General features: G+C 55.8%; 16 protein-coding genes, 1 pseudogene and 1 riboswitch. Of the genes and pseudogenes, 4 read left to right on the top strand and 13 right to left on the bottom strand.

Annotated elements, in window-relative coordinates; genetic code table 11:
• Positions 1-2: 2 nt before the first annotated feature.
• The 3 genes from moaA to Q5Y71_RS00545 all read right to left on the bottom strand — a co-directional run bounded on the left by moaA (position 3) and on the right by Q5Y71_RS00545 (position 3,911).
• Positions 3-980, bottom strand: coding sequence for a GTP 3',8-cyclase MoaA (gene moaA, locus Q5Y71_RS00555; RefSeq protein ID WP_306039190.1), 978 nt, complete (start codon positions 978-980; stop codon positions 3-5).
• Positions 969-1,118, bottom strand: a riboswitch (molybdenum cofactor riboswitch). It overlaps the preceding gene by 12 nt.
• A gap of 140 nt (positions 1,119-1,258) precedes the next feature.
• The gene (locus tag Q5Y71_RS00550) at positions 1,259-2,467 is read right to left on the bottom strand and encodes an alginate export family protein (RefSeq protein ID WP_306039188.1); all 1,209 of its coding nucleotides are present in this window, start codon (positions 2,465-2,467) and stop codon (positions 1,259-1,261) included.
• A gap of 136 nt (positions 2,468-2,603) precedes the next feature.
• Positions 2,604-3,911 carry a nitrate/nitrite transporter gene (locus tag Q5Y71_RS00545; RefSeq protein WP_306039186.1) on the bottom strand — a complete coding sequence of 436 codons (1,308 nt, stop codon included), beginning with the start codon at positions 3,909-3,911 and terminating at the stop codon, positions 2,604-2,606.
• A gap of 386 nt (positions 3,912-4,297) precedes the next feature.
• Between Q5Y71_RS00545 and Q5Y71_RS00540 the strand changes: the two genes are divergently transcribed.
• A complete protein-coding gene (locus Q5Y71_RS00540) occupies positions 4,298-5,773 on the top strand; it encodes a NarK family nitrate/nitrite MFS transporter (RefSeq protein ID WP_306039181.1) in 1,476 nt (491 codons plus the stop codon).
• A 68-nt stretch (positions 5,774-5,841) separates the two neighbouring features.
• A complete protein-coding gene (locus Q5Y71_RS00535) occupies positions 5,842-7,623 on the top strand; it encodes a bifunctional protein-serine/threonine kinase/phosphatase (protein WP_306039179.1) in 1,782 nt (593 codons plus the stop codon).
• A 448-nt stretch (positions 7,624-8,071) separates the two neighbouring features.
• On the opposite strand, the gene Q5Y71_RS00530 is transcribed toward Q5Y71_RS00535, so the two are convergent.
• The 5 genes and pseudogenes from Q5Y71_RS00530 to Q5Y71_RS00510 form a co-directional block, all read right to left on the bottom strand.
• The gene (locus Q5Y71_RS00530) at positions 8,072-10,315 is read right to left on the bottom strand and encodes a xanthine dehydrogenase family protein molybdopterin-binding subunit (protein WP_306039177.1); all 2,244 of its coding nucleotides are present in this window, start codon (positions 10,313-10,315) and stop codon (positions 8,072-8,074) included.
• A gap of 2 nt (positions 10,316-10,317) precedes the next feature.
• Entirely contained in the window at positions 10,318-10,776 is a 459-nt protein-coding gene (locus tag Q5Y71_RS00525; protein ID WP_306039175.1) for a (2Fe-2S)-binding protein, read from the bottom strand.
• Positions 10,777-11,048: 272 nt separating this feature from the next.
• Positions 11,049-11,735, bottom strand: coding sequence for a nucleotidyltransferase family protein (locus tag Q5Y71_RS00520; RefSeq protein ID WP_306039173.1), 687 nt, complete (start codon positions 11,733-11,735; stop codon positions 11,049-11,051).
• Positions 11,732-12,763 carry an XdhC family protein gene (locus Q5Y71_RS00515; RefSeq protein WP_306039172.1) on the bottom strand — a complete coding sequence of 344 codons (1,032 nt, stop codon included), beginning with the start codon at positions 12,761-12,763 and terminating at the stop codon, positions 11,732-11,734. Before Q5Y71_RS00515 ends, Q5Y71_RS00520 begins: the two co-directional genes overlap by 4 nt.
• A gap of 322 nt (positions 12,764-13,085) precedes the next feature.
• Positions 13,086-13,319, bottom strand: a pseudogene (locus Q5Y71_RS00510) (IS91 family transposase); the annotation flags it as partial.
• Positions 13,320-13,845: 526 nt separating this feature from the next.
• On the opposite strand from Q5Y71_RS00510, the gene Q5Y71_RS00505 reads away from it, so the two are divergent.
• Together Q5Y71_RS00505 and Q5Y71_RS00500 are read left to right on the top strand one after the other, a co-directional pair.
• Complete coding sequence (locus Q5Y71_RS00505; protein ID WP_306039171.1) at positions 13,846-14,940, top strand: serine hydrolase; 1,095 nt, start codon at positions 13,846-13,848, stop codon at positions 14,938-14,940.
• Positions 14,941-15,267: 327 nt separating this feature from the next.
• Positions 15,268-15,720, top strand: a complete 453-nt coding sequence (locus tag Q5Y71_RS00500; RefSeq protein WP_306039169.1) for a hypothetical protein — start codon at positions 15,268-15,270, stop codon at positions 15,718-15,720.
• Positions 15,721-15,795: 75 nt separating this feature from the next.
• Here the strand turns inward: Q5Y71_RS00500 and Q5Y71_RS00495 are convergent, their stop codons facing one another.
• The 5 genes from Q5Y71_RS00495 to Q5Y71_RS00475 are packed head-to-tail and all read right to left on the bottom strand — an operon-like array spanning position 15,796 to position 23,397.
• The gene (locus tag Q5Y71_RS00495; protein WP_306039167.1) at positions 15,796-16,623 is read right to left on the bottom strand and encodes a peptidylprolyl isomerase; all 828 of its coding nucleotides are present in this window, start codon (positions 16,621-16,623) and stop codon (positions 15,796-15,798) included.
• 39 nt (positions 16,624-16,662) lie between these two features.
• Positions 16,663-17,352: a respiratory nitrate reductase subunit gamma gene (gene narI / locus Q5Y71_RS00490; RefSeq protein ID WP_306039166.1), complete on the bottom strand. Its 690-nt coding sequence runs from the start codon at positions 17,350-17,352 to the stop codon at positions 16,663-16,665.
• 4 nt (positions 17,353-17,356) lie between these two features.
• Positions 17,357-18,079, bottom strand: coding sequence for a nitrate reductase molybdenum cofactor assembly chaperone (gene narJ, locus Q5Y71_RS00485; protein WP_306039164.1), 723 nt, complete (start codon positions 18,077-18,079; stop codon positions 17,357-17,359).
• 16 nt (positions 18,080-18,095) lie between these two features.
• Complete coding sequence (gene narH / locus Q5Y71_RS00480) at positions 18,096-19,643, bottom strand: nitrate reductase subunit beta (RefSeq protein WP_306039162.1); 1,548 nt, start codon at positions 19,641-19,643, stop codon at positions 18,096-18,098.
• A 1-nt stretch (position 19,644) separates the two neighbouring features.
• Positions 19,645-23,397 (bottom strand): nitrate reductase subunit alpha, encoded by a 3,753-nt coding sequence (locus tag Q5Y71_RS00475; RefSeq protein ID WP_306039160.1) that lies wholly within the window; start codon positions 23,395-23,397, stop codon positions 19,645-19,647.
• Positions 23,398-23,577 lie beyond the last annotated feature (180 nt).

Below are 23,577 nucleotides of genomic sequence, written 5' to 3'. Positions count from 1 at the left end.
CCCTAGCCCCCCAGCATCGCCAGGTTGCGGGTGGCGCCGGTGAAGCCCTCGTGCAGTTGGTGGCCGGCGGTCTTGCCGCCGATCAGTGCACGGATGTGCGCGGCCAGGGCCTCACTGTCGCCGGCGGCGATCGTCTCGCGCATCTCGAAGCCCTGATCGGCGAACAGGCACAGGTGCAGCTTGCCCTGGGCCGATACCCGCAGGCGGTTACAGCTGGCACAGAAGTCTTTGCCGTAGGGGGTAATCAGGCCGATACGCCCGGCGTAATCCGCGTGGAAGTACTCCCGCGCCGGGCCGGCATCGTGGCTGCGGATCACCTGCTCCCAGCCCTCGCGCAGCAGCAGGGTTTCAATATCGCTGCCGGCTACATGGTTGCTGGCGAAAAATGCGCGGTTGTCACCGGTGCGCATCAGTTCGATAAAACGCAGGGTCACCGGAGTCTCGCGAATCCAGGCGAAGAAGTTATCCAGCTCGGCCAGGTTGTACTGGCGCAGCAGCACCGCATTGACCTTGGTAGTCATACCCAGTGTGAGGGCGCGCTCCAGGCCCTGCAGGGTGGTCCCGAGGCGGTTGTGGCCGGTGATATGGCGGAATTGGGCCGGGTCCAGACTGTCGATACTGATATTGATCTGGTCCAGGCCGGCGCGGTGCCAGGCATCGATCTGGCTGGGCAGGCGGTAGCCATTGGTGGTGATGGCAAGGCGGCGAATGCGCTCACTGGCCCGCACCGCTTCCAGCAGCGGCACCAGGTCCTTGCGCAGGGAGGGCTCGCCACCGGTGAGGCGCACTTTCTCTGTGCCCAGGGAGGCAAAAGCGCGCACCAGGGTGGCCACTTCCGGCACCGACAGGGGGTTCTCACCCATGAGGGAACGACCGCAGCCGATGCCCTCGGGCAGGCAGTAGTTGCAGCGGTAATTGCAGATGTCCGTGACGGACAGGCGCAGGTAGTAAAACCTGCGGCCAAAGCGGTCTTGTAACATTAAACGCCTTTCCAAATAAGGGAGGCCGCGCAGTTTCCCGCCCGACCCTGGTGGCCTTACGGCCACGGTCCCGACACCCTGCAGCGGTATCAAAGCTCTGCGCTGGTTAGGCGGCGGGACTCGGTGTTTAAACTGGTGTCAGTGTATCAAGGTGGTCAATTTATGCATGGGGCAAAGGTGGTACCCCTTTCGCCCTTGCCGCCGCGACACCGGGGAGAGAAAGGCCGGTGCCTGCGGGGCGCAGGGCCGGGTACGCCCGGCCCGGGTTGTTGCGCACGCTAGAAATTGGCGGTCAGCATCAACCAGACCTTGTCGGTATCCACCCTGTATTCACCGGCATCATAGGTGGCGTACTTGATCAGCGCAGAGACCTCCTTGGTGATTTTGCGGCTGTAGGTGATATTCCACTCGTTGCCGTAATCCAGCGAGGCATCGTGGGCTTTGAAATTGTGGAAGTTCACACTCAACTTGCCCTCGCCAATTTTTGTAGCACCGCCGATATACAGGTCCTCGATCCCCTCGCCCGGTGTTGCCAGAAACTGGTCGGTAAAGCCCTGAAATTTATGCAGGGTGGCCAGTGGCGTTTTGAATCCGACACCGTTATCGGAACCCAGCACCTCGTAGCCGAGTTTGGTGTCAACCGGGCCCAGCGCCGTGGCCAGCTCCACCAGGTAATAATTGGCGCTGTAGTCGAGAGGGCTGTCACCGATATCGGTCTGGCGCGCGTAACTCAACTTCGCCTTCATCGGACCAAATGTCCCCTTGTAATCCAGGCCGTAAGTGCGGCTGGAATTATTCACCGCATCTTCCAGATCCAGGTTGTAGAGAAAACCGGTCAGGCTGTGGCCATCGGCCACCGGGTAGGCGGCGTGGAACAGTTGGATATCCCCCTCAAAGTCCCCATTGACGCTGTCCTCGCCAAAAATACGATTGACTTTGTAAATGTAGCTGTAGTCCAGTTGCAGACTGTCGGCACTGCCATACTGGTAGCGCACCCCATCGTAGGTCTGCTCATTCTGGCGCCAGGCGACACCGCCGACAAAGCGCTGATTATCCAAATTGATGCGCTGACGCCCGGCGGTAATCACCGAGCTGTCTCCCCGGTAGCGCAGGTAGGCCTGATTGACTTCGGTACCGCTTGGATCAGCAATCACCGGGTACTGGCCTTTGCCATTGACCGTGGAGTTGAAATTATCATTCCCGATATCGGTGACATCATCCATTTCGAGAAAAGCGTCAAAACCGCGGTAGCTGCCGCTTCTCCAGTTCAAACGGGTTCTCAGGGTGGATGCCGTGGCATCCCGGTCTAAATTTTCCTGATCGACAGACTCCACGCGATAGCGTAGATTCAGCCCGACCTCACCGGATTTCAGCGCATCGGTTAATGTGGCATTTTCTCCATCCTGCGCCGCAGCCTGCAATGCGGTTGTGCTGCAGGCCCCAAGCAGTAAAGCTCCGATAATTCTGGATAATCTGTGCGTGGTCATGACGCTTTTCCTTTGCAACAACGAATTGGCAGAAACAAAACTACAACTTTTTCACTGCCGTTGAAATCCAGGCATTTCTCATCCAAGCAATTTGCTTACTCCTTCCCTCTATGCAAGCCTGATACCAAATTGGTAATCAGTCCTGCCTATCCGGGAGCACTGCCATATCCCCCGCCTGTTCGAAGAGAAAATTGTTTTCCCGGGCAAATGCCAGGCGCTGCTGGTATCTTTCACGCTGAATGGCCAGATACATCACCAACATACAAACCGCGAGCACCCCGTAGAGCAGCATAAAGGCGGCGCTGTGAATACCCACTAAGTCCTGGGCAATACCAAACAGTACCGGCAGGGTAAAGCCGCCCAGTGCACCAATGGTGGCCACGGTGCCCCCCACACTGCCCATATGTGCCGGGTAGTTATCGTGCAGGGCCTTATACACAGAAGCGCGCCCGAAACCCTGGGCGATACCGATCACCAGTAGCAACAGGGTGAACAGCTCGATACCCACCTCAATATTCAGCTGCACATCCCGAGCCACGCCGTGAATGGTCATACTGGTAGGGGGATAACTGAGGAAAAAAAGACACACCAGGCAGGTCCAGAAGACGCTCCAGCTGACCGTACGCGCACCATAACGGTCTGCAAACCACCCTCCCAGGGCACGCAGCGAACTGGACAGGGCCACAAACAGCAACGTCAACGCCATGGCTACCGGTGTACTCACCCTGTACACCGACAGGTAATAGTTGGGCAGCCACAGCAAAAGAGCGAGAAAGCTGCCGAAGACAAAATAGTAGTAAAGTCCGTACCGCCATACGCGTATCTCCAGCAGCGGTTTGAGATGGTCGACAAGCGCGTCCTTGCGGCGACTGCGCATATAGCGGGTTTCCTCCGGGGCAAAGAACCAAAACAGAAACAGCATCAGCAGTATGCCGAAGCCATACACGGGCCCTATCCACTCGCGCCCAAACCAGTTCTGGATCGCCGGCGCCAGCGCCAGGGTAATGGCCGCACCGGCATTGCCCGCACCAAAAATGCCCAGGGCGGTTCCCTGCTGCCGCCTTTCAAACCAGGGGCTGATGTAGCGGATACCCAGCACGAAGGACACGCCGGAAATACCCAGCCACAGGCCCGCCAGCAGGTGGGCACTGTAGCTTGTGATAGATGGCAGCAGAAACAACACCGGTAACAGCAACAGCATCTGCAGCAAAATGAGGTTTTTCGCAGAGAAATACTCCACCAGCAGGCCTGCGGGAAAGCGCAGCAGCGCACCGCTCAGGATGGGCGCCGCCAGCAGGACACCGTACTCGGTGGCAGACAGGTCCAGCTGCCCGCGAACCTCCACCCCGAGCACCGCGTAGAGTGTCCACACGGAAAAGTTGGCGGCAAACATGGCCGAGGCAAAGACCAATGCGCGCCCGGCAAGTTGCTGAGTATATTGCACGGCAGTTTCCCAGTGTTTTACAGATGTTCAACAAAAGGCCGGGGGGATCGCACAGGCTCAGTAATGCAAGTGCCGGCGAGGGCCACTCCGCCCGATAGGTTATTGGATCACAAGATGCACAAAAACGGTTTCGCCAGCAATTACTCCCAAAAATCTCCCCCGAGCGCAAACCTGCTGGCGCAATTACCACCTGCTGGGTAACCCGGGCAGCCAAACCGCTGCGGGAGCGCCTCTTGTGCTACCTCAAAGGGATTAGCCCACCCGCAAGAGCGGGGTGGGGAGCCCCCGCCTACCCCCTTTGCGCACTTTTTTTGCAGCGCTGCTCAAATACCATCGGTCATGACCCTATCCACCGCTCGATTACTGCGAAGACGGAGAAAATAGTCATGAGTCAATCCAGCGGCCTCAATGTGTTTCATTGGGGCGACCCTAAGATAAAGACGCTGCACATTACCTGGTTTGCCTTCTTCCTGACTTTCGTGGTGTGGTTCTCCCACGCTCCTCTGATGGTCTTTATCAAGGAAGCCTTCGATCTCACCAGCCAGCAGGTGAAAGCCCTGTTAATCCTCAATGTGGCACTTACCATTCCCGCACGTATTGTGATCGGCATGCTGGTGGACAAGCTGGGTCCGCGCCTGGTTTACAGCGGTCTGCTGATCACCTCATCCGCAATCTGTCTGGGCTTCGCCACTGCAGACAGTTACCAGTCCCTGGCCCTGTTCCGCTTTTTGCTCGGCTTTGTCGGTGCGGGCTTCGTGATCGGCATCCGCATGGTGGGCGAGTGGTTCCCGGCCAGGCAGGTGGGCCTGGCTGAGGGTATCTACGGCGGCTGGGGGAATTTCGGTTCCGCCGCCGGTGCCATGACCCTGCCCACCCTCGCCCTGCTGTTCGGTGGCGAGGATGGCTGGCGCTACGCCCTCGGCCTCACCGGGGTGATCGCCGGGCTCTACGGCATCCTCTACTACCGCATCGCCCGCAATACCCCCAAGGGTTCCACCTATTTCAAGCCGAAGAAAAGTGGTGGCCTGGAAGTGACCAGCAAGCGGGACTTCTACTTCTACCTGCTGATGAATGTGCCCATGTACCTGGCGCTGGCGGCACTGGCCTACAAGCTCTCTCCCAGCGGGGTGGCCCTGCTCAGCCAGGAGGCCACCTACAGCATGTGGGCACTGCTGGTAGCCCTGTTCGCTTTACAGAGCCGCATGATCTGGAATGTGAACAAAGAGCATCTGCACAAGGGGGTGCCGGAGCTGGAGAAATACAATTTCAAGCAGGTGGCTATTTTGGACCTGGCCTATTTCGTCACCTTCGGCTCGGAACTGGCGGTGGTCTCCATGCTGCCACTGTTCTTCCTGGAAACCTTTGAAGGGCTGAGCCCGGTGAAGGCCGGCCTGCTCGCTTCCGGCTTTGCCTTTATGAACCTGGTGGCGCGCCCCACCGGCGGCTATTTCTCCGACAAGCTGGGGCGCCGCCGCAGCCTGATGTTCCTAATTGGCGGCCTTGCGGTGGGTTACTTTGTACTGAGCCAGATTGACGGCAGCTGGTGGATTCCCGCCGCGGTGATCGCCACCATGTGCTGCTCCTTCTTTGTACAGGCCGGCGAGGGGGCGGTGTTTGCCATCGTACCTCTGGTGAAGCGCCGCATGACCGGGCAGATTGCCGGCATGGCCGGGGCCTATGGTAATGTGGGCGCGGTGACCTTTCTCACCGCCCTGTCCTATGTGAGCTACAGCCAGTTTTTCCTGGTGATCGCCGGAGCCGCCGCTGTGATCTTCTTTGCCTGCGTATTTCTGGATGAGCCCAAGGGCAAGATTGCAGAAGTGCTGCCAGACGGCACGGTGCAGCTGATTAGCGTAGAGTAATACCCCGAGGCGGCGGAGTGCTCCGCTTACTCTGTGCACCAGGTACCGCCACCGGAGGGGGATCGACAATGACCGAAACCGGCCCGACCATTTCCACACACTGCGGGCAGTCCCCGGCTGCCACGCCGCAAGCGGTGCTGCAGCTGCGCCACGGCCTGTGCAGTCGCGCCGGTATCAAGCCGCAGAATGAAGACTCGGCCCTGTTCCACTGGCCGCAAAGCCCGCACCTGCAACAGTACCTTGGTGCGGTGGCGGCACTGGCGGACGGGGTCAGTTCCGCCGAGGCCGGGGCCCTGGCCAGCCACACCGCCACCGGGCAGTTTGTGCGGGATTACTACAAGGTGCCGGACACCTGGTCGGTGGCCCATGCCGGGCAAAAGATCCTCGCCTCCATCAACAGCAAGCTGTACCGCAAAAGCCACGACTACCCCCAGCAGGAGAAGGGCTTCCTGTGCACTTTCTCGGCCCTGGTGTTCAAATCCCGCACCGCCCACTGTTTCCATATCGGCGACAGCCGCATCTATCACCTGCGCAGCAATACCCTCAAGTGCCTGACCCGCGACCATAACATTACCCTGGCGCACCGCCAGCAGATGCTGTCCCGCGCACTCGGCATGGATACCGGCCTGCAGGTGGACTACGGGCAGGTGGACCTGGCTGACAACGACATGCTGCTGATCACCAGCGACGGCGTGCACGATTTTATCGACGGAGAGGTTCTGCGCGAACTGCTCGCGGATACCCATTCAAGTGAACAGGAAAAAGCGGAAACCCTGGTACGCCTCGCCGAGGAAAACGGCAGCGATGATAATCTGTCGGCGCTGGTGGTGCGGGTACAGTCACTGCCCCAGGCCACCCTGGACGATTACAGCCGCCAGCTCACGCGGCTGCCATTTCCGCCGGAGCTGGAGCCCGGCATGGTGCTGGATGGCTACCGGGTGGAGCGGGAGCTGTTCTCCTCCCAGCGCAGCCAGCTGTATCTGGTGTGCGATACGGCCTCCGGCGAAACCCTGGTGATGAAAACCCCCTCGGTGAATTACGAGGACGATATCCACTATATCGACCGCTTTGTGCAGGAGGAGTGGATCGGCCTGCGCATCCACAGCGAGCATGTGGTACGCCTGCATCGGCAGGAGCGCCCGCGCAGCACACTCTACTACCTGATGGAGTACGTGGACGGCATCACCCTGGAGACCTGGATTGCCCGCAACCGCTTTCCCAAGCCGGCGGAAGCCTTCCGTATTCTCAAACAGGTCGCGGCGGGGCTGCAGGCGTTTCACGACCAGGAGACCATTCACCAGGACCTGAAACCGGCGAATATCATGGTGGATGGCAGCGGCCAGGTAAAAATTATCGACTTCGGTTCGGTGTATATCGCTGGCAGCGCCGAGATCTTCCGCCCGCTGGAGCACCCGGCGGCACTGGGTACCGCCAGCTATTCGGACCCCCACTATATTCTCGGCCACAACAGCGGCATTCGCGGCGATATCTACGCCCTGGCCACCATTGCCTACGAGATGTTTACCGGGGAACTCCCCTATGGGGAGGAGATCGAAGCGTGTCGCTCCAATGCGGATTACGAGCGCCTGCGCTACCGTTCCGCCACCCAGTTCAATCCGGTAGTCCCCCTCTGGTTTGACCGCGCACTGGAGCGCGGCTGCAGTATCGACCTGGAACAGCGCTACCCCACCCTGGAGGCGTTGATACGGGATCTGGGCAACCCCAATCCGGATTACCTGCGCGAAGACCCCACAGATAAGGGCGACGCTTCCCTGTTCTGGAAAATCCTGTGCGGTATCTGGGTGATCACCCTGCTGGCAGTAGTGGCGCTCTTCTCCTCCGGCACCTAGGCTTTATCGGAGTCTGTGCCGCCCGTTATCCTCCAGCCCACACCCGCTATGCCCCGTGACACGGCCTGTATACCCCTCCAGCAGTAGTGACCACAGACCATTAACATGCGCCTCTCAACGTACCGACACGGCATACTGCCATGACGGCAAGCCATCAGCACTGGAAGCACCTTAGGTCCTGCGCAACTGCGTCGATACCCAGGCACGGTGCGCGTTAAAGGTTGGCGAATTTCCACCACGACTGACCGGCAAAGCTCACCAAACCAGTTTTACCAACGTGACAGTTTTATTTTCCAGACTCTGCCTTCGTTTATCTGCACAGTGCTGACTACGCTTCGACGATATATCGCTCAGGTAAGCCACATCCTAGTTACACTTTTTATAGAATGCCCAAGTTACCCACAAACTAAACTCTGAGATTTAATAAAAGCGACATTGAACTGCCAGTTTACAGCTTTAGGGTTTTATTAACGGGTAGATCGCGAATTCGTGTTCCTGTTGCAGCAAATATCGCATTGGTCAATGCAGGGGCCACAGGCGGCACAGCAGGTTCACCGACGCCCGCAGGCGCTGCATCCGATCTCACCACTGTGACCGCAATGTCAGGACATTGCCCCATACGCAGTAAAGGGTAATCATGGAAGTTTGACTGCTTAACCTGCCCCTCCTGAAAGGTGATTTCTCCCATCATCGCCAAGCTTAAGCCAAAAATCACCGCGCCTTCCGTTTGCGACACCACCCTGTCGGGATTTACCACAAGCCCGGCATCAATGGCAGCGATTGCTTGCAATACCCTGAGAGTGGTATTTTCCACTTCCACTAAAATTGCAACGGCCACGTAGCTGGTAAAGCTGCGATGAACGGCAAAACCCCAGCCCTGCCCTGGTTTTGCAGGTGCTTTCTTACTCATGCCCTGTTCAACCATATCAATCACCTGGTGATAGCGACCAATATCTACCGGGTGACGTGACAGCTCTTCTCCGTAGTTACCATATTTGAACTGTTGACCGGCAAAATCCACTTGCCTGGGTTGACCCAACATTTCTTTCCACATTTTTGAGCAGGGTTTTCCGGCATTTTGTGCCAATTCGTCAACGAAGCTGCCAATCCCAAAAGCATGTTGAATATTAGATACGGAACGCAGCCAACCGATACGAGTATGCGCCAGTGCTTTCACCGCTTCACAACGATAGCTCGGCACTGCAAACGGAATATCGACAAAACCCAGATCGAGTTCTCCGGCAGAGGGATACTCTACGCCTTCCGCAAAGGTAGAACTAATGGATGGAAAGGCAGTGCGCTGCAGTATAGCCTCTGGCATTTTTTCATCATCAAGTTTTGCCTGGTAAAATTGAGCGCTGATCGCATGCAGGTAGCCGTTTTGAATATCATCCTCGCGACTCCAACAGACTTTAACCGGCCGCTTTAACTTCTGAGACAATAGTGCGGCCTCTACACTAAAGTCCGGTTTGGATTTTCGTCCAAAGCCTCCTCCTAAAAGCGTGACGTTAACCTTTACCAACGCCTCTTCGAGTCCCAGGTTTGCTGCAACATTTTGCTGTGTGCTTTGTGGGGTCTGTGTCGATGCCCAAATCTCACAGCCTTCAGCACTGACTGAAGCTGCCGCAACGGGAGGCTCCATCGGGGCATGGGCCAAATACGGCACCGTATAGGTAGCCTTTAGAGAAGAATTTTCTGGCCAATCGGTGTTTTCACTCCCTTGCTGGCGCGCCAATTTGCCAGGCTGTTTGACCCGCTGAACCAGTGTGTTCAGGTAACCTGTTGTGTCGTGGCTATCGTTAGCGCTCGCAGACCAAGTTATTTCAAGTGCTTTACGCCCCTGCAGGGCACTCCAGGTATTAGTTGCAATAACCGCTACACCACCCAAAACTTGAAATTTAGGCGCACCTTTGGGTGCCGGTAACTGAATGATATCCACAACCCCTGCAACCTTGCGCGCCGCGCTATCGTTCAGCTTTTCTACATCACTACCCAGAACGGGAGGCCGGGTTATACTGGCATACAGCATACCGTCCAACTGAATATCGTAACCATAGTTAGCTTCGCCAGAGAGCATCTTTTCCATATCGACAATCCTGTGAGATTTACCGATATGTTTAAACTCCTTGCTTTCTTTCAGCCTGACGGTATCTGCTTCCGGCATGGGCAATTTGGAAGCAGCGATTGCCAGCTCACCAAAACTGAAACTGCGATCTGTTTTTGCATGCACAACCTGATGATTCTCAGCTTTCACTTCCCCAACAGGCACTTGCCAAGCATCGGCTGCAGCTTGTTCCAACATGGTTCGCGCCATCGCCCCCATTTGACGCATCCTGTCGTAATGTTTGCGTATACTGCGCGATCCATCGGTGTTCTGGCTGCCATAGCGCTTATCGGCTAAACCTTGAACCACGACCACATGTTGCCAGTCAGCTTCAAGCTCATCGGCGAGTATTTGCGGAATCCCTGTTCTAATACCCTGCCCCATCTCTGAACGGTGACAAGTAAGGTAGACTTTATTGTCTTCACCAATAGCGATAAACAGGTTTAATCTCAATTCTTTGTTTTGTGCCAGTGCCATAGGACTCCAACTCAATCCACTTGCACCTAACACCAAACCCCCACCTGTTGCTCCAAAGAGTTTGAGCACATCCCGGCGACTGAAATTCTGCACAGCGGTAAAGGTACGCATTATTATGTTCTCTTCTTGGCCGTATCATGGATGGCGGTTCGGATTCGTGTATAAGTGCCACATCGGCAAATATTACCGAACATGGCAGAGTCGATATCTTCATCACTTGGTGATGGATCAGCAGCGAGCAATGCCGCTGCAGACATGAGCTGACCAGACTGACAATACCCGCACTGTGGAACATTGTTATCACTCCATGCCTGTTTTAACTCAGCAAATTCAAGCCCTTCAATTGTAGTCACCTGCTTGCCTTGTGCGTGAGAAACAGTGGTTAAACAGGCTCGTGCAGGTTTTCCGTCCAAGTGGACTGTGCAAGCCCCACATAATCCCGCGCCGCAACCATATTTAGTGCCCGTCAACCCGAGCAGATCTCTGATGGCCCATAAGATTGGCATTTGGGGGTCGACATCTAATGTAAAATTATTGCCGTTAATGGTTAATGTTAACTGCTCATCTGACATGGCTCACTCCTTGGTATTCTTGCTAATAACGTCAACCAAAGCTCTGGATGGATAACGTAAATGCTTTTATGGTTATATCCTACTTGACTCTTTGCCACACATTGGCGTGGTGGTCAAGCATTTTAGACCGTCTCTTTTGCGTATCCCAGTATTGTTCTTCTGTTGCGTTCGGTGATACAGCATCATCATCCTGATGGAGTCATATCCGGCTGTAGTAACTGGTGACGCAATCGTTGACGACCTGCCTTGTTGCTGGGATGCACTTACAAAAACTAGACAAGCTTCTCTGCAATCAATCGCTGCCATTTTTCAAGGTCATCCTTACTATCTATATCCATGGTGATGCCTTCAATATTGATAACGGTCAATGCGTTGTGCGCAGACCGCTTTTTTAGTAGGCTTTTTGCACCAATGTCGCCATCAAGTCTTGCCAGATATCCAAAATCTGAGGCATTAAATATTGCTGGCGTCCCAAAACTGTTTTGGTATTGAGCACAACAGGCTTGCCCGCTCGATTGCCACGCGGCGATCAACTGCTGATAGTCATCTACCGTTACACCAATGTGATCGGCTAAAGCGATTAGTAACCCATCGGCCTGGAGGACTTCCGCTTCCACAACCGCCGTTTTGATTGAGCTTGCAATGCCGCTTTGCCAGTAAGGATTCATCCGCTGGTTTACATCTGGTGGCAGTAATTTGGCTAAAACTTCTCGGTGCTCACCTAAAATCACTACCAATTCTATCGTCAAGCCCGTTGATTGCTTTGTAGTTAACTGGTCGAGTTTATCGAGCGTTTGTAACAGCAATGGTTGACTTTTCACTAGACCATTGCGATCGATCACGCCAATGGCAGCTTGTAGCTTTATGCCATCAAACCTCCGGCTTGCACCAGCAGCGAGCAGCGCTATCAATAACCGCTTCGCTGGCTGCTTTGTTCGTTCCAAGCTGAATTTTTTCACGTCATGATCCGATCCAGGCTGGTTAATTCAGCTTGATGCAGCACGCCGTGACATTGCGCCAGGATACTCAAAGCGATGGATTCGGGTAACTCACCGCCCAGCGCCAAGCCTGCCGGCGCCGAAAATACACCATGAAAATCCTGTATCGTAACTCCTGCTTTGCCGAGCACTTTATCTCGCCGGTGTGGAGGACCGAGCAACGCCACAAAATCGATAGTCGTCAGGCTTAATACCTGTAAAGCCTTTGCATCCAAATCCAGGTTATGTTGCATCACTATTGCCGCATCAAATCGACTCAGCACAGTGTCAGTCAGTTGTGTACTCTTTTGTTTTATAATCTCAGCATAGGGAAAATCATATTGACGGGCATAACTGGTTCGTTCATCAATCACTGTGACTCGCCAACCTAGTTGCTGGGCCATTTTTGTCACCGGCTGAGCATCCAAACCACCACCAAAAATCGCGAGGTGAAAGCGGGTGCGGCAAGGTATAACCAGCCTATGCTTCGACTCGCCCTTTTTTGGAGCTCGTGTTACAAGAGTCGCTTTAGTAAAACCACTCTTGGGGTAATGCATTTTTTCCGGGCTAACCACCTTGGCAACCAGTTCGCTGGAACCCGTATCTTGTGTAGGCAACACAAGTTCATAAAATACCGGTTTTCCCGCATTCAAATACTCCGCAAGAAGAGGCAGCTCAAGATAATGGTTCTCGCGGGTAAGGGGAAACAGCACTAACTCAACAATACCGCCACACCCCAGTTGATAACTGACATCAGTCTCATCACTTGCATCGTAAATGACCTGAACCGCAGTATCATATTGGATTGCACGTTGGGCGTGCCGTTTTAAATCGGCCTCTAAGCAGCCACCACTGACTAGACCAATGCTCTTCCCTAACGGGTGAAACAACATCATGGCCCCTGCCTTTCGATAGGCTGAGCCCTGAACTCTGGTGATCACAGCGAGCACCCAATCATCATAAGGTGCTGCCTGCCATTCACTTAAAAGATCTTCAACATGATGCGACATAACGCTGTATTCAAAGTACCTGAATATAACCTGCCACGTTAATCAAGTAACTAGCAAATTGAAAGCTGTTTTGTAGCGTCTATGCGCGCTGTCCGTACAAAATTTCATCAGTTTTAGCATTCATTGAACTACAAATAGACTTCCACCGGGGTCACGGTGTAGATAGGAAAGCTTCATCAAGCAGCCGTATTTTGGGTGGCACATGCGCTGGCGGGTCTTCAATACCGGCAATCCTCTTGGCCTTTCCGCCCTGACTTTTACAGATTTCAATATCATGGTTGAAAGTCCGCTTCAATCGCCGCATCCACGCCTTGGCTTGATGTCACTTTTCTGAAGTCTTCTCCTTGCTCATTTCACAGGGGTAATATGCACCCGATGCTTGTTCACCATAAAGCCGTATCAGGTTTACGTACAGCTTGCGCACTATGGCTGGCAGACCTACGATGAAATCGAGGGGTTCAAGCACCACATAGGTGGTATCATCACGGTAGGGTGTCTTGAAGGGATTAAGAATCTTTCCGTTTGTGGCCAATGCCATGCGCTGTTCTGATACAGTCGGCCGCGAAGTGGTTCAGTACAGATGCGTCAACCTATTTTTTTGATGTGCTCCGGCAACACCCCATATGAAGTACAAAACGGCTATTTTGACAGCTGGAACCGGTTTGTTGTTTTTTGAAAGCGGCACTGAAAGCAGCATACTCAACCAGGCTGTGAAAAAATCTATATTGAACGTTTCTTCCAAGCGAAGAGCAAGCACTGATGCTTGATATTTCAAGCCGAGCCTGGTAAGCACGTTACTCACTTGACTTGGATGTCAGGCACCATCAAAGTGGCGGCACATGCAAAGCTTTCCAAAATGGACGCTAAAATCACTTACCCGGTTGCGGGGTCTGATTATGCAACGCTTGAGGCAGCTTCAAGCAATCTATCTGCAAATAGGCTAGCTTAAAGGGCCTTTGGCCATGTTGAAGATCTTGCCAGCCATCACTAGCCGGTAAGCAAAAAAAGAATAATCCCGAGGGTCGTACACATATTTGCAACTGGCGACTTACAAATAATAAAATTCTTTTGGGAGAGACTATATGAAGAAAACCGCACTATTGCTTATTGGACTGGTCCTTAGTGCCAGCCCGCTTGCGGCAAGTAACAGCGGGCTTGCTGCTGATATCGCCTTTCAGGCACAGGATCGCATAGACAAAGGTTATCATCTCGGCACAGTGATTGGCGTGATTGACCGGAACGGTCCACGCTATTATGGCTTTGGCCGCCTATCGCTAGAGGGCAATGCCAAGCCCGATGAAAATTCAATCTTTGAGATCGGCTCTATCACCAAGCCTGTTTCCGCTACCTTGATGGCAATCCTGGATGGCTCTGGTGACATTTTACTGCAAGCGACAGCTGCTGACTTTATGCCCGTGCTAAGCAAGTCTGCAGATCCTGATGGGGCGATAAGCATCACTGACCTTCTGAACCATACATCAGGTTTCGCCAGAGACCCGCTCGATATCGATGCGGAAGATGACCACCGGTTTCAAAATTACAGCCTTGACCAGTTCCACCAGTTTCTCGCGGGCTATAAGCCAGAGGCAAAGCCTGGAAGTTACAGTTATTCAAACCTGGGTTACATGATTATAGAGCGTGCAGTTGAACAGTCTCTTGAAACTGACTTTGAAACCCTGATGCATAAGCGATTGCTCGAACCTCTTATGATGAGCGACAGTCATTTTGCTGTGCCAGATGAAAAACAACCGAGGCTTGTAACAGGTTTCAGGCAAGGCGCTGAAACCGATGCACTCGATCTTGGGCATTACTCATCCTTTGGCGGCTTGCGATCAACTGCCCAGGATATGCTGCACTTTATCGGTGCGCAGATCGGGGTTTACAAAACGCCTATGGATGCGGCGATCAAAGAAACACAACGCATTCGCCTGCGCGACGGTAAAAAGGTACTTGCACTTGGCTGGGAAGTGATGGAGCGGCACGAAAGCGGTAAAACCCTATATTTCCATCGCGGTGGCACCAATGGATTTGTCAGCCTGGCAGCATTTGATCTCGAAAACCAGAAAGGTGTAATTGTACTGGTAAATGGCCGCAATTGGTTCAGTGACCTGGGCTTTAGGGTTCTGGACGCCAGCTATCCCCTTAAGGAGGATCTACCCAGTATCGCTGGGAGCTAAGAAAGTCTACTCTGATATTGAACGGCTTTGAACTACGATCAGGGCTTGTTCACACTAATTAAAGTATCGACAATTAGCGCAAAACGAATGGAAAAGATGACAAAGCGGATTCGTGCAAAAATGCCAAAATGTCTAGAAATTGCGTTATGCTCTGAGAAAATACAGTAATAACCTTATCAATACTAGTCGGTTACACTCAGAGAATGGATACTATGCACCTGTGGAATACGGGGGAATAGCCACTTAAACAAGTATCTGCCCGGTTTACCGGGCGCAAAACATACTTCCCATCACAGCTTTGCCCATTATACGTAAGAGGGAAGATCCATGGGTAGGTACAGTAAACTGCTTTTAGCCATTGGTATTGGCATTTTGGTTTCAGCCGTCGGTGTGATTGTTACAGGCTACCTTGCCGCTATCGCCATACCCAAGGCATTCTTTTTGTGGCTTCAGGAGCATCTTAGCCTGGATCTTGGTTTTGTCTTGATAACCATTGTTCAACAAATTCTTGGCTTCGGGTTTCTGTTTCTGGCAGCCGGTTATTTCACCACCAAAAGGCTCTGTCTTTCACCTATTATATCGGTGCTCTGCATACTTATAGGGTTTTGGCTTTACCTTGTGGTTGGGGTAGCCCTGGTCTACGAGACACCTATCAGTAACCCCATTCCCACACTGAATACCCTTGTGTTTATCACCCTGGGCGTTCACCTGCTGTTCCTTGTGCTCGGTGTTGTATTGGGAAACAGGGATAACACAACAATGCGCTCGCCGAGCGCGTGATTGCGACCGCATCAGAACCAGATCAGGCAGTCCCCCCTAACCTTTCCACACATCCGCGGGTAGACTGCCACCACCTCAGTGAACCCTCGGGCCAGACAAATCCAGCCCGGTGATCTGCGCATTTTCCACCAGCCTGTTCAGGTAGTCGCCGGTCATTTGGCGGCGGCGCTTTTCCGTTAGGTATTCCTCAATCCGCTCTGCCACATATGCGTACTCCAGCAGGCGGCCGTGCTCACACTGCTCCACATAAATCAGGTGCACACCGTAGGGGGTTTCCACCGGTTTCGGCACCAGACCGGTGCCCTGGGCGAAGACTGCGCGCTCAAAAGCGGCCACCGTATCGCCGCGACCCACCTGGCCGAGACTGCCACCGGCCTCAGCAGAGGAGCAGGCGGAGCGGGATTGAGCCAGCTTGGCAAAGGCCTGCAACGGATTGGCATCGGCGCGGATCTGCTCCAGCATGTCCTCCGCTCCTTTGCGCGCCCGGCAGCATGCCTCGGCGTCTTCCGGTGCTGCCGGGATCAGGATATGGCGCACCTCGGCGAGGGGGTCGGAGCGGAATTTCTGCCGGTGAGCTTCAAAGTAGGCGCGGCATTCGGCTTCGCCCGCCAGGCTCACTGGCAACTCACCTTGCAATAGCTCTGACACTGCACGATCAAAAACCTCACTGTGCAGGTCCTCATCGGCAGCGCACAGCCCCTGTGCGGCGGCCCGCTCACGCAAAAGCCAGCCAATCACCAGCGCACGGGCGGCGCGATAGATCGCCTGGCGCGGCGAATCGGCGCTCTGGTACTGCATTTCCCGGTAAATCAGGTCTGCAGGAATTTCACTGCCGTTGACAGCCACCACTTCGGCCAGTTCAAACTCGCGCTCAAGGGCGTCTGAGGCCAGTACTGTATTCATGTTTCAACTCCACGCGAGGGCCGCACCGGCTTCATTTCCTCAGCGCACCGCCCTGGCACGCACCAACTGGTAATTGCGATGGAAGTACTGCACCGGAACACTCCATACATGCACCAGGCGGCTGAAAGGGAACACCAGAAACAGGGTCATGCCGAGGAAAATATGCAGCTTGTAAATGATATTAACGTCGGCGATTGCCGCTGCGGCTGCAGAGCCGTCAAGGGTGACAATGGACTGGGCCCAGGTCATCAGCTTGAGCATCTCGGCACCGTCCATATGTCCGGCGGAAACCAGGATACTGATCAGCCCCAGGATCAACTGGGCGTAGAGCATCAGCAGGATGGTGAGATCCATTTTGGATGTGGTGGCGCGCACCCGCGGGTTGGTAAGGCGGCGTTTGATCAGGATGGTGAGGCCGATAAAGCAGATCACCCCGAAGAAGCCGCCAATCCCCATAGCCATCAGCTGCTTGGTGGAGGCCTCAATGCCGAGGAAGTGCCACACCGCTTTGGGGGTGAGCAGGCCGACAAAGTGCCCCAGCAGGATGGCAATGACCCCGATATGGAACAGGTAACTGCCAACGCGCAGCTGCCTGCGCTCCAGCAGCTGGCTGGAACCGGTTCGCCAGGTGTACTGGTCGCGGTCGTAGCGGATCAGGCTTCCCACCAGAAACACCGTAAGGGCGACGAAGGGATAGATGGCGAAGAGCAGCGTATTCAGATAGTGCATCGTGTTACTCCTGTGGTGCGGGCTGGGCAGGATTCTGAGTGGCATCGGTCCAGGTGAGGGGCTGGCCGTCGCGCAGTTGCGCAGCGCTGGGCCGCGTTATCGACTGGTCGCATTGATTGGCGCCGGTAAAGCTGACCACCTCTTCCTCCCAGATTTTGTCCAGCGCCTCGGGGGTATCATCGCGCGCCTCACCAGCCACCTCCTCCTTGAGCGCCGCCAGGTCCACAACTACCCCGGCCATCTGCAGCAAGGCATCCATCAGCAGGTAATAGGGACTCTCGCGCTGGGACAAGCGCGCGCTGAGCAGGGCGATCACATGGGTGATGTCGTGTACCCACTCGTAGGCCGCGTCGCCCTGGGTGGCACAAAACTCCAGGTAGGTGGGCAGGTAGTCCGGCAGCTCGCGCGCGCTCAGTGCCAGGCCGGCGCTGCGGTAGCGTTCCAGCAGATCCACCATGGCCTGGCCGCGATCGCGGGATTCGCCATGCACATGCTCAAAGATATGCAGGGACACAGCGCGTCCGCGTTCGAACAGGCCATCGTACTCACTCTGCCAGTCGAGCGGGTCCATACGCTCGTAGTGGGAAATAAATGCCAGCAACATATCCCGCAGGGGTGCATCCAGCTCATCGGATTCCGCCACCCAGTTGGTCAGCTCATCCAGGTGTGCCACCAGCTCGTCGGACGGGTAGTCCAGCAGCCGAGAAATCACATTTAACACTTTCATTCGCTGTTCTCCCCGCTCAGTCGACCACTTTGGCCGGGATCACTTCACGCACCGTCTGCCGCTTGCCACCAAAAATATTGGTGCTGTCGTTGCCGGTGCTGCAACCGTTGCCGAAGCTGAAGCCGCAAGCGGATTTGATGTCGTAGGCGTTTTCGGCATAGGCCTTGTGACTTGAAGGCACCACAAAGCGGTCCTCGTAGTTGGCCAGAGCCATATAGCGGTACATCTCTTCTACCTGGGCTACGGTCAGGCCAGCCTCTTCCAGCAGCTCGCGCTCCTGTACGCCATCCACATGGATGCCGCGCATATAGGCGCGCATCACAATCATGCGCTCCAGGGCACGGGCCACCGGTTTCTCATCGCCGGCGGTGAGCAGGTTGGCCAGGTACTGCAGCGGGATGCGCAGGGTGGAGAGATCCGGGATCTCGGCACCGCGGCCCACGGTAACCGTCTCCACCTGGCCGGCCTGCACTGCGTTCTGGATTGGTGACAATGGCGGCACATACCAGACCATGGGCAGGGTGCGGTACTCCGGGTGCAGCGGCAGGGCGATCTGCCAGTCGATGGCCATCTTGTACACCGGGGAGTTCTGCGCGGCTTCGAGCCAGGCTTCGGGAATTCCCTCGGCGCGGGCGGCCTCCTGCACCTTGGGATCGCTGGGGTCGAGGAAGATATCGCACTGGGCCTGGTAGAGCGCCTTCTCGTCTTCTACAGAGGCGGCCGCCTCAATACGGTCGGCGTCGTAGAGCAATACACCCAGGTAGCGAATACGGCCCACACAGGTTTCGGAACAGATGGTGGGCTGGCCGGCCTCGATACGCGGGTAGCAGAAAATACACTTCTCGGATTTACCGGTTTTCCAGTTGTAGTAGATTTTCTTGTAGGGGCAGGCGGACACACACATGCGCCAGCCGCGGCACTTATCCTGGTCGATCAGGACAATACCGTCCTCCTCGCGCTTGTAGATGGCGCCGCTGGGGCAGGCCGCCACACAGGCGGGGTTGAGGCAGTGCTCGCACAGGCGCGGCAGGTACATCATAAAGGTGTTTTCAAACTCACCGTAGATATCCGCCTGCACCTGTTCGAAGTTTTTATCCTTTTTGCGCTTGTCGAATTCGGTACCGAGGATCTCTTCCCAGTTGGGGCCCCATTTAATCTTCTCCATACGCTCGCCACTGATCAGCGAGCGAGGTCGGGCCACCGGCTGGTGTTTCTGCTCCGGCGCCTTGTGCAGTGTCTGGTAGTCGAAGTCGAAGGGCTCGTAATAATCGTCGATCTCCGGCATATCCGGGTTGGCAAAAATATTCGCTAGCACCCGGTGTTTACCGCCGATCTTCGGCTGCAGTTTGCCGTTTTTCCTGCGTGTCCAACCGCCGTTCCACTTGTCCTGGTTCTCCCATTCCTTTGGGTAGCCGACACCGGGTTTGGTCTCGACGTTATTGAACCAGGCATACTCGACTCCCTCGCGGGAGGTCCAGACATTTTTACAGGTCACCGAGCAGGTATGGCAGCCGATACATTTATCGAGGTTCAGCACCATACCGATCTGGGCTCTCACTTTCATGCTACACCTCCTCTCGCGCCGGCGCTTTGGCATCTTCGCCATCCAGCCAGTCCACCTTGTTCATTTTTCGCACCACCACAAATTCATCCCGGTTACAGCCCACGGTGCCGTAGTAGTTAAAGCCGTAAGACTGCTGGGCATAGCCGCCAATCATATGGGTGGGCTTCATCACCGCACGGGTCACGGAGTTGTGGATACCGCCGCGGGTGCCGGTGGTTTCCGCGCCCGGTGTATTCACGATGCGCTCCTGGGCGTGGTACATCATGGCCATGCCATCGGGCACCCGCTGGGACACCACCGCGCGGGCGGCAATGGCACCGTTGACGTTGAAAATCTCGATCCAGTCATTGTCTTCAATGCCCGCCAGCTTGGCGTCGTTCTCACTTATCCATACGATGGGGCCACCGCGAGACAGGGTGAGCATCAGCAGGTTGTCGGAATAGGTGCTGTGGATACCCCACTTCTGGTGTGGGGTAATCCAGTTCAGCAGGATCTCCCTGTTGCCGTTGGGCTTCTGGTTCAGCACCGGCTGTACGGTTTTCAGGTTGATGGGCGGCTTGTACACACACAGGTTCTCGCCGAAGTCGCGCATCCACTCATGATCCTGGTAGAACTGCTGGCGGCCGGTGATGGTGCGCCAGGGGATCAGCTCGTGCACATTGGTGTAGCCGGCGTTGTAGCTCACATGCTCATCTTCCAGGCCGGACCAGGTGGGTGAGGAGATAATCTTGCGGGGCTGCGCCACAATATCGGCGAAGCGGATCTTCTCGTCTTCCTTGGGCTTGGCCAGATGGGTGTGATCGCGACCGGTAATCTTGCCCAGAGCCTCCCAGGCCTTCACCGCCACCTGACCATTGGTTTCAGGGGCCAGTGACAGAATCATCTCGGCGGCATCCACCGCACTGTCGATGCGGGCGCGGCCATCGCGGGCGCTGTCATCTTTCCAGGTGCGGTTGAGTTTCTTGAGGAAGTCCACCTCGTCATCGGTATTCCAGCTGATGCCCTTGCCGCCATTGCCGAGTTTTTCCAGCAGCGGGCCGATAGAGGTGAAGCGGTTGTAGGTGTTGGGATAGTCGCGCTCCACCTCGATCATGCTCGGCGCGGTCACACCGGGAATCAGGTCGCACTCGCCCTTCCACCAGGCCTTCACCCCAAAGGGCTGGGCAATTTCGGTGGGGGTATCGTGGTGGATTGGCAAGGTGACCAAGTCCTTTTCCACCCCCAGGTGGCCGTCGGTCAGTTCGGAGAATTTCTTCGCCACGCCCTTGAAAATATCCCAGTCGCTGCGCGCCTCCCAGGCCGGGTCCACCGCCTTGGTGAGCGGGTGGATAAAGGGGTGCATATCGGAGGTATTGAGGTCGTCCTTCTCGTACCAGGTGGCAGTGGGCAGCACTATGTCGGAGTAGAGACAGGTGGTGGACATACGGAAGTCCAGCGTCACCAGCAGGTCCACCTTGCCCTCACTGGGGGTGTCATGCCAGGCCACATCTTCCGGCTTCTTGCCGCCGGCTTCGCCCAAGTCCTTACCCATCAGGCCATGCTTGGTGCCGAGCAGGTGGCGCAGCATGTATTCGTGGCCCTTACCGGAGGAACCCAGCAGGTTGGAGCGCCAGATAAACAGGTTGCGCGGATAATTCTGCGGGTTATCCGGGTCCTGGTTGGCGAACTTGAGCGCACCGCGCTTGAGCTGCTTTACAGCGTAGTCCTTGGGAGACATACCCGCAGCGGCGGCGTCTTTAGTGAGTTGCAGCGGGTTCATGCCCAGCTGCGGTGCGGAGGGCAGCCAGCCCATACGCTCGGCGCGGCTGTTGTAATCGATAATGGAAGCCTGCCACTTGCGCTTGTCGGCCAGCGGAGAAACCACTTCCTCCATCTCCAGCTTCTCGTAACGCCACTGGCTGGCGTGGTTGTAGAAGAAGGAGGTGCCGTTCATATGGCGCGGCGGACGCTGCCAGTCGAGACCGAAAGCGAGCGGGGTCCAGCCGGTTTGCGGACGCAGTTTTTCCTGCCCCACATAGTGGGCCCAGCCACCGCCACTCTGGCCGATACAACCGCACATCATCAACATATTGATGAGGCCACGGTAGTTCATATCCATGTGATACCAGTGGTTGAGGGCAGCGCCCACAATCACCATGGAGCGCCCACGGGTTTTGTCGGCGGTGTTGGCGAACTCGCGCGCTACCTGGATGACATTTTCACGGCGACAGCCGGTGATCTTCTCCTGCCAGGCGGGGGTGTAGGGCTTGTCTTCGTCGTAGCTTTGCGCACAGTTGGGGTCGTCGAGGCCGTGCTCGACGCCGTAATTGGCCAGGGTCAGATCGTAGACGCTGGCGACTTTGAGCACCTCGCCGTCTTTGTTCTGCACAAACTTCACCGGCACCTTGTAGTCGATCACATCACTGTGGTCGGTGTGCTGGAAGTAGTCGTGTTCGTGGGTCTGGCCACCGAAGTAAGGAAATGCCACCTGGGCGATTTCATCGGCGCAGTCTTTCAGGCTGAGCTTCAGCTTTACTTCTTCGCCGCTGAGACCATCGCGCTGCTCGATGTTCCATTTTCCCTGCTCTCCCCAGCGGTAACCTACGGAACCCTGGGGGGAAACCAGCTGGCCATCGCAATTGACGGCGATGGTCTTCCACTCCGGGTTGTTGTCCTGGCCGAGGTCATTCGCGAGGTCGGAGGCGCGCAGGAAGCGGCCCTGTACCAGCTTGCCGTCGCGCTCTTCCAGGGTCACCAGCATCGGCATATCGGTGGTGGTGCGCACATATTCGGTGAAGTAAGCACTGGGCTTGTCCACATGGAATTCTTTCAGGATCACATGGCCGAAGGCCATGGCCAGGGCCGCATCGGTACCCTGGCGCGGTGCCAGCCAGGTGTCGCCAAACTTGGAGCACTCGGAGTAGTCGGAGGTGATTACGCAGGTCTTGGCACCCTTGTAACGCACCTCGCTGAGGAAGTGCGCATCCGGGGTACGGGTTTGGGGCACATTGGAGCCCCACACGATCAGGTAGTTGGAGTTATACCAGTCGGCGGACTCGGGCACATCGGTCTGCTCGCCCCAAATCTGCGGAGAGGCGGGCGGCAGGTCGCAGTACCAGTCGTAGAAACTCAGGCAGTTGCCGCCGATCAATGACAGATAGCGGGCACCGGCGGCATAGGACACCATGGACATAGCGGGAATCGGCGAGAAGCCTGTCACCCGGTCGGGTCCGTATTTCTTGGTGGTGTAAACGTTGGCGGCGGCAATCAGCTCATTGGCTTCATCCCATTTGACCCGCACAAAGCCACCCATACCGCGACGCTCTTTGTAGGACCTGGCCTTGGCCGGATCCTCCACAATACTGGCCCAGGCTTCTACCGGATCGCTGTGTCTCAACTTGGCTTCACGCCAGAGTTTTACCAGGCGCTTGCGGATCTTCGGGTACTTGAGGCGGTTGGCCGAGTACATATACCAGGAGTAGCTGGCGCCACGGGGGCAGCCCCGTGGCTCATGGTTGGGCAGGTCCGGGCGGGTGCGCGGATAGTCGGTCTGCTGGGTTTCCCAGGTGACCAGACCGTCCTTCACGTAGATTTTCCAGCTGCAGGAGCCGGTGCAGTTCACTCCATGGGTGGAGCGCACGATCTTGTCGAACTGCCAGCGGCGGCGGTAGCCATCTTCCCAGCTGCGGTCATCGTCGGTTTTTTCCCCATGCCCCCCGGAAAAGGGCTCTTTATGTTTTTTCAGGTATTTCAGTCGGTCCAGGAAATGGCTCATGCGGTACTCCCAGGGCATCGGTATGCGGTTAGAACCTCGGTTTAGGGGGAATATAAAAGCGCACCCCATGGGGATCACCTGATCAAAAAGGGGTAGAAATGCGGCAAACTACCCCTGAATGGGTAGGAAAATATGGCTGGTGTTCACCCCGATCCGCACCGGGACCGCTACTGGCAAGGG

The organism is Microbulbifer sp. 2205BS26-8 (assembly GCF_030731025.1).
Lineage (GTDB): Bacteria > Pseudomonadota > Gammaproteobacteria > Pseudomonadales > Cellvibrionaceae > Microbulbifer > Microbulbifer spongiae.
This window is presented reverse-complemented; position numbering and strand designations above follow the sequence as displayed.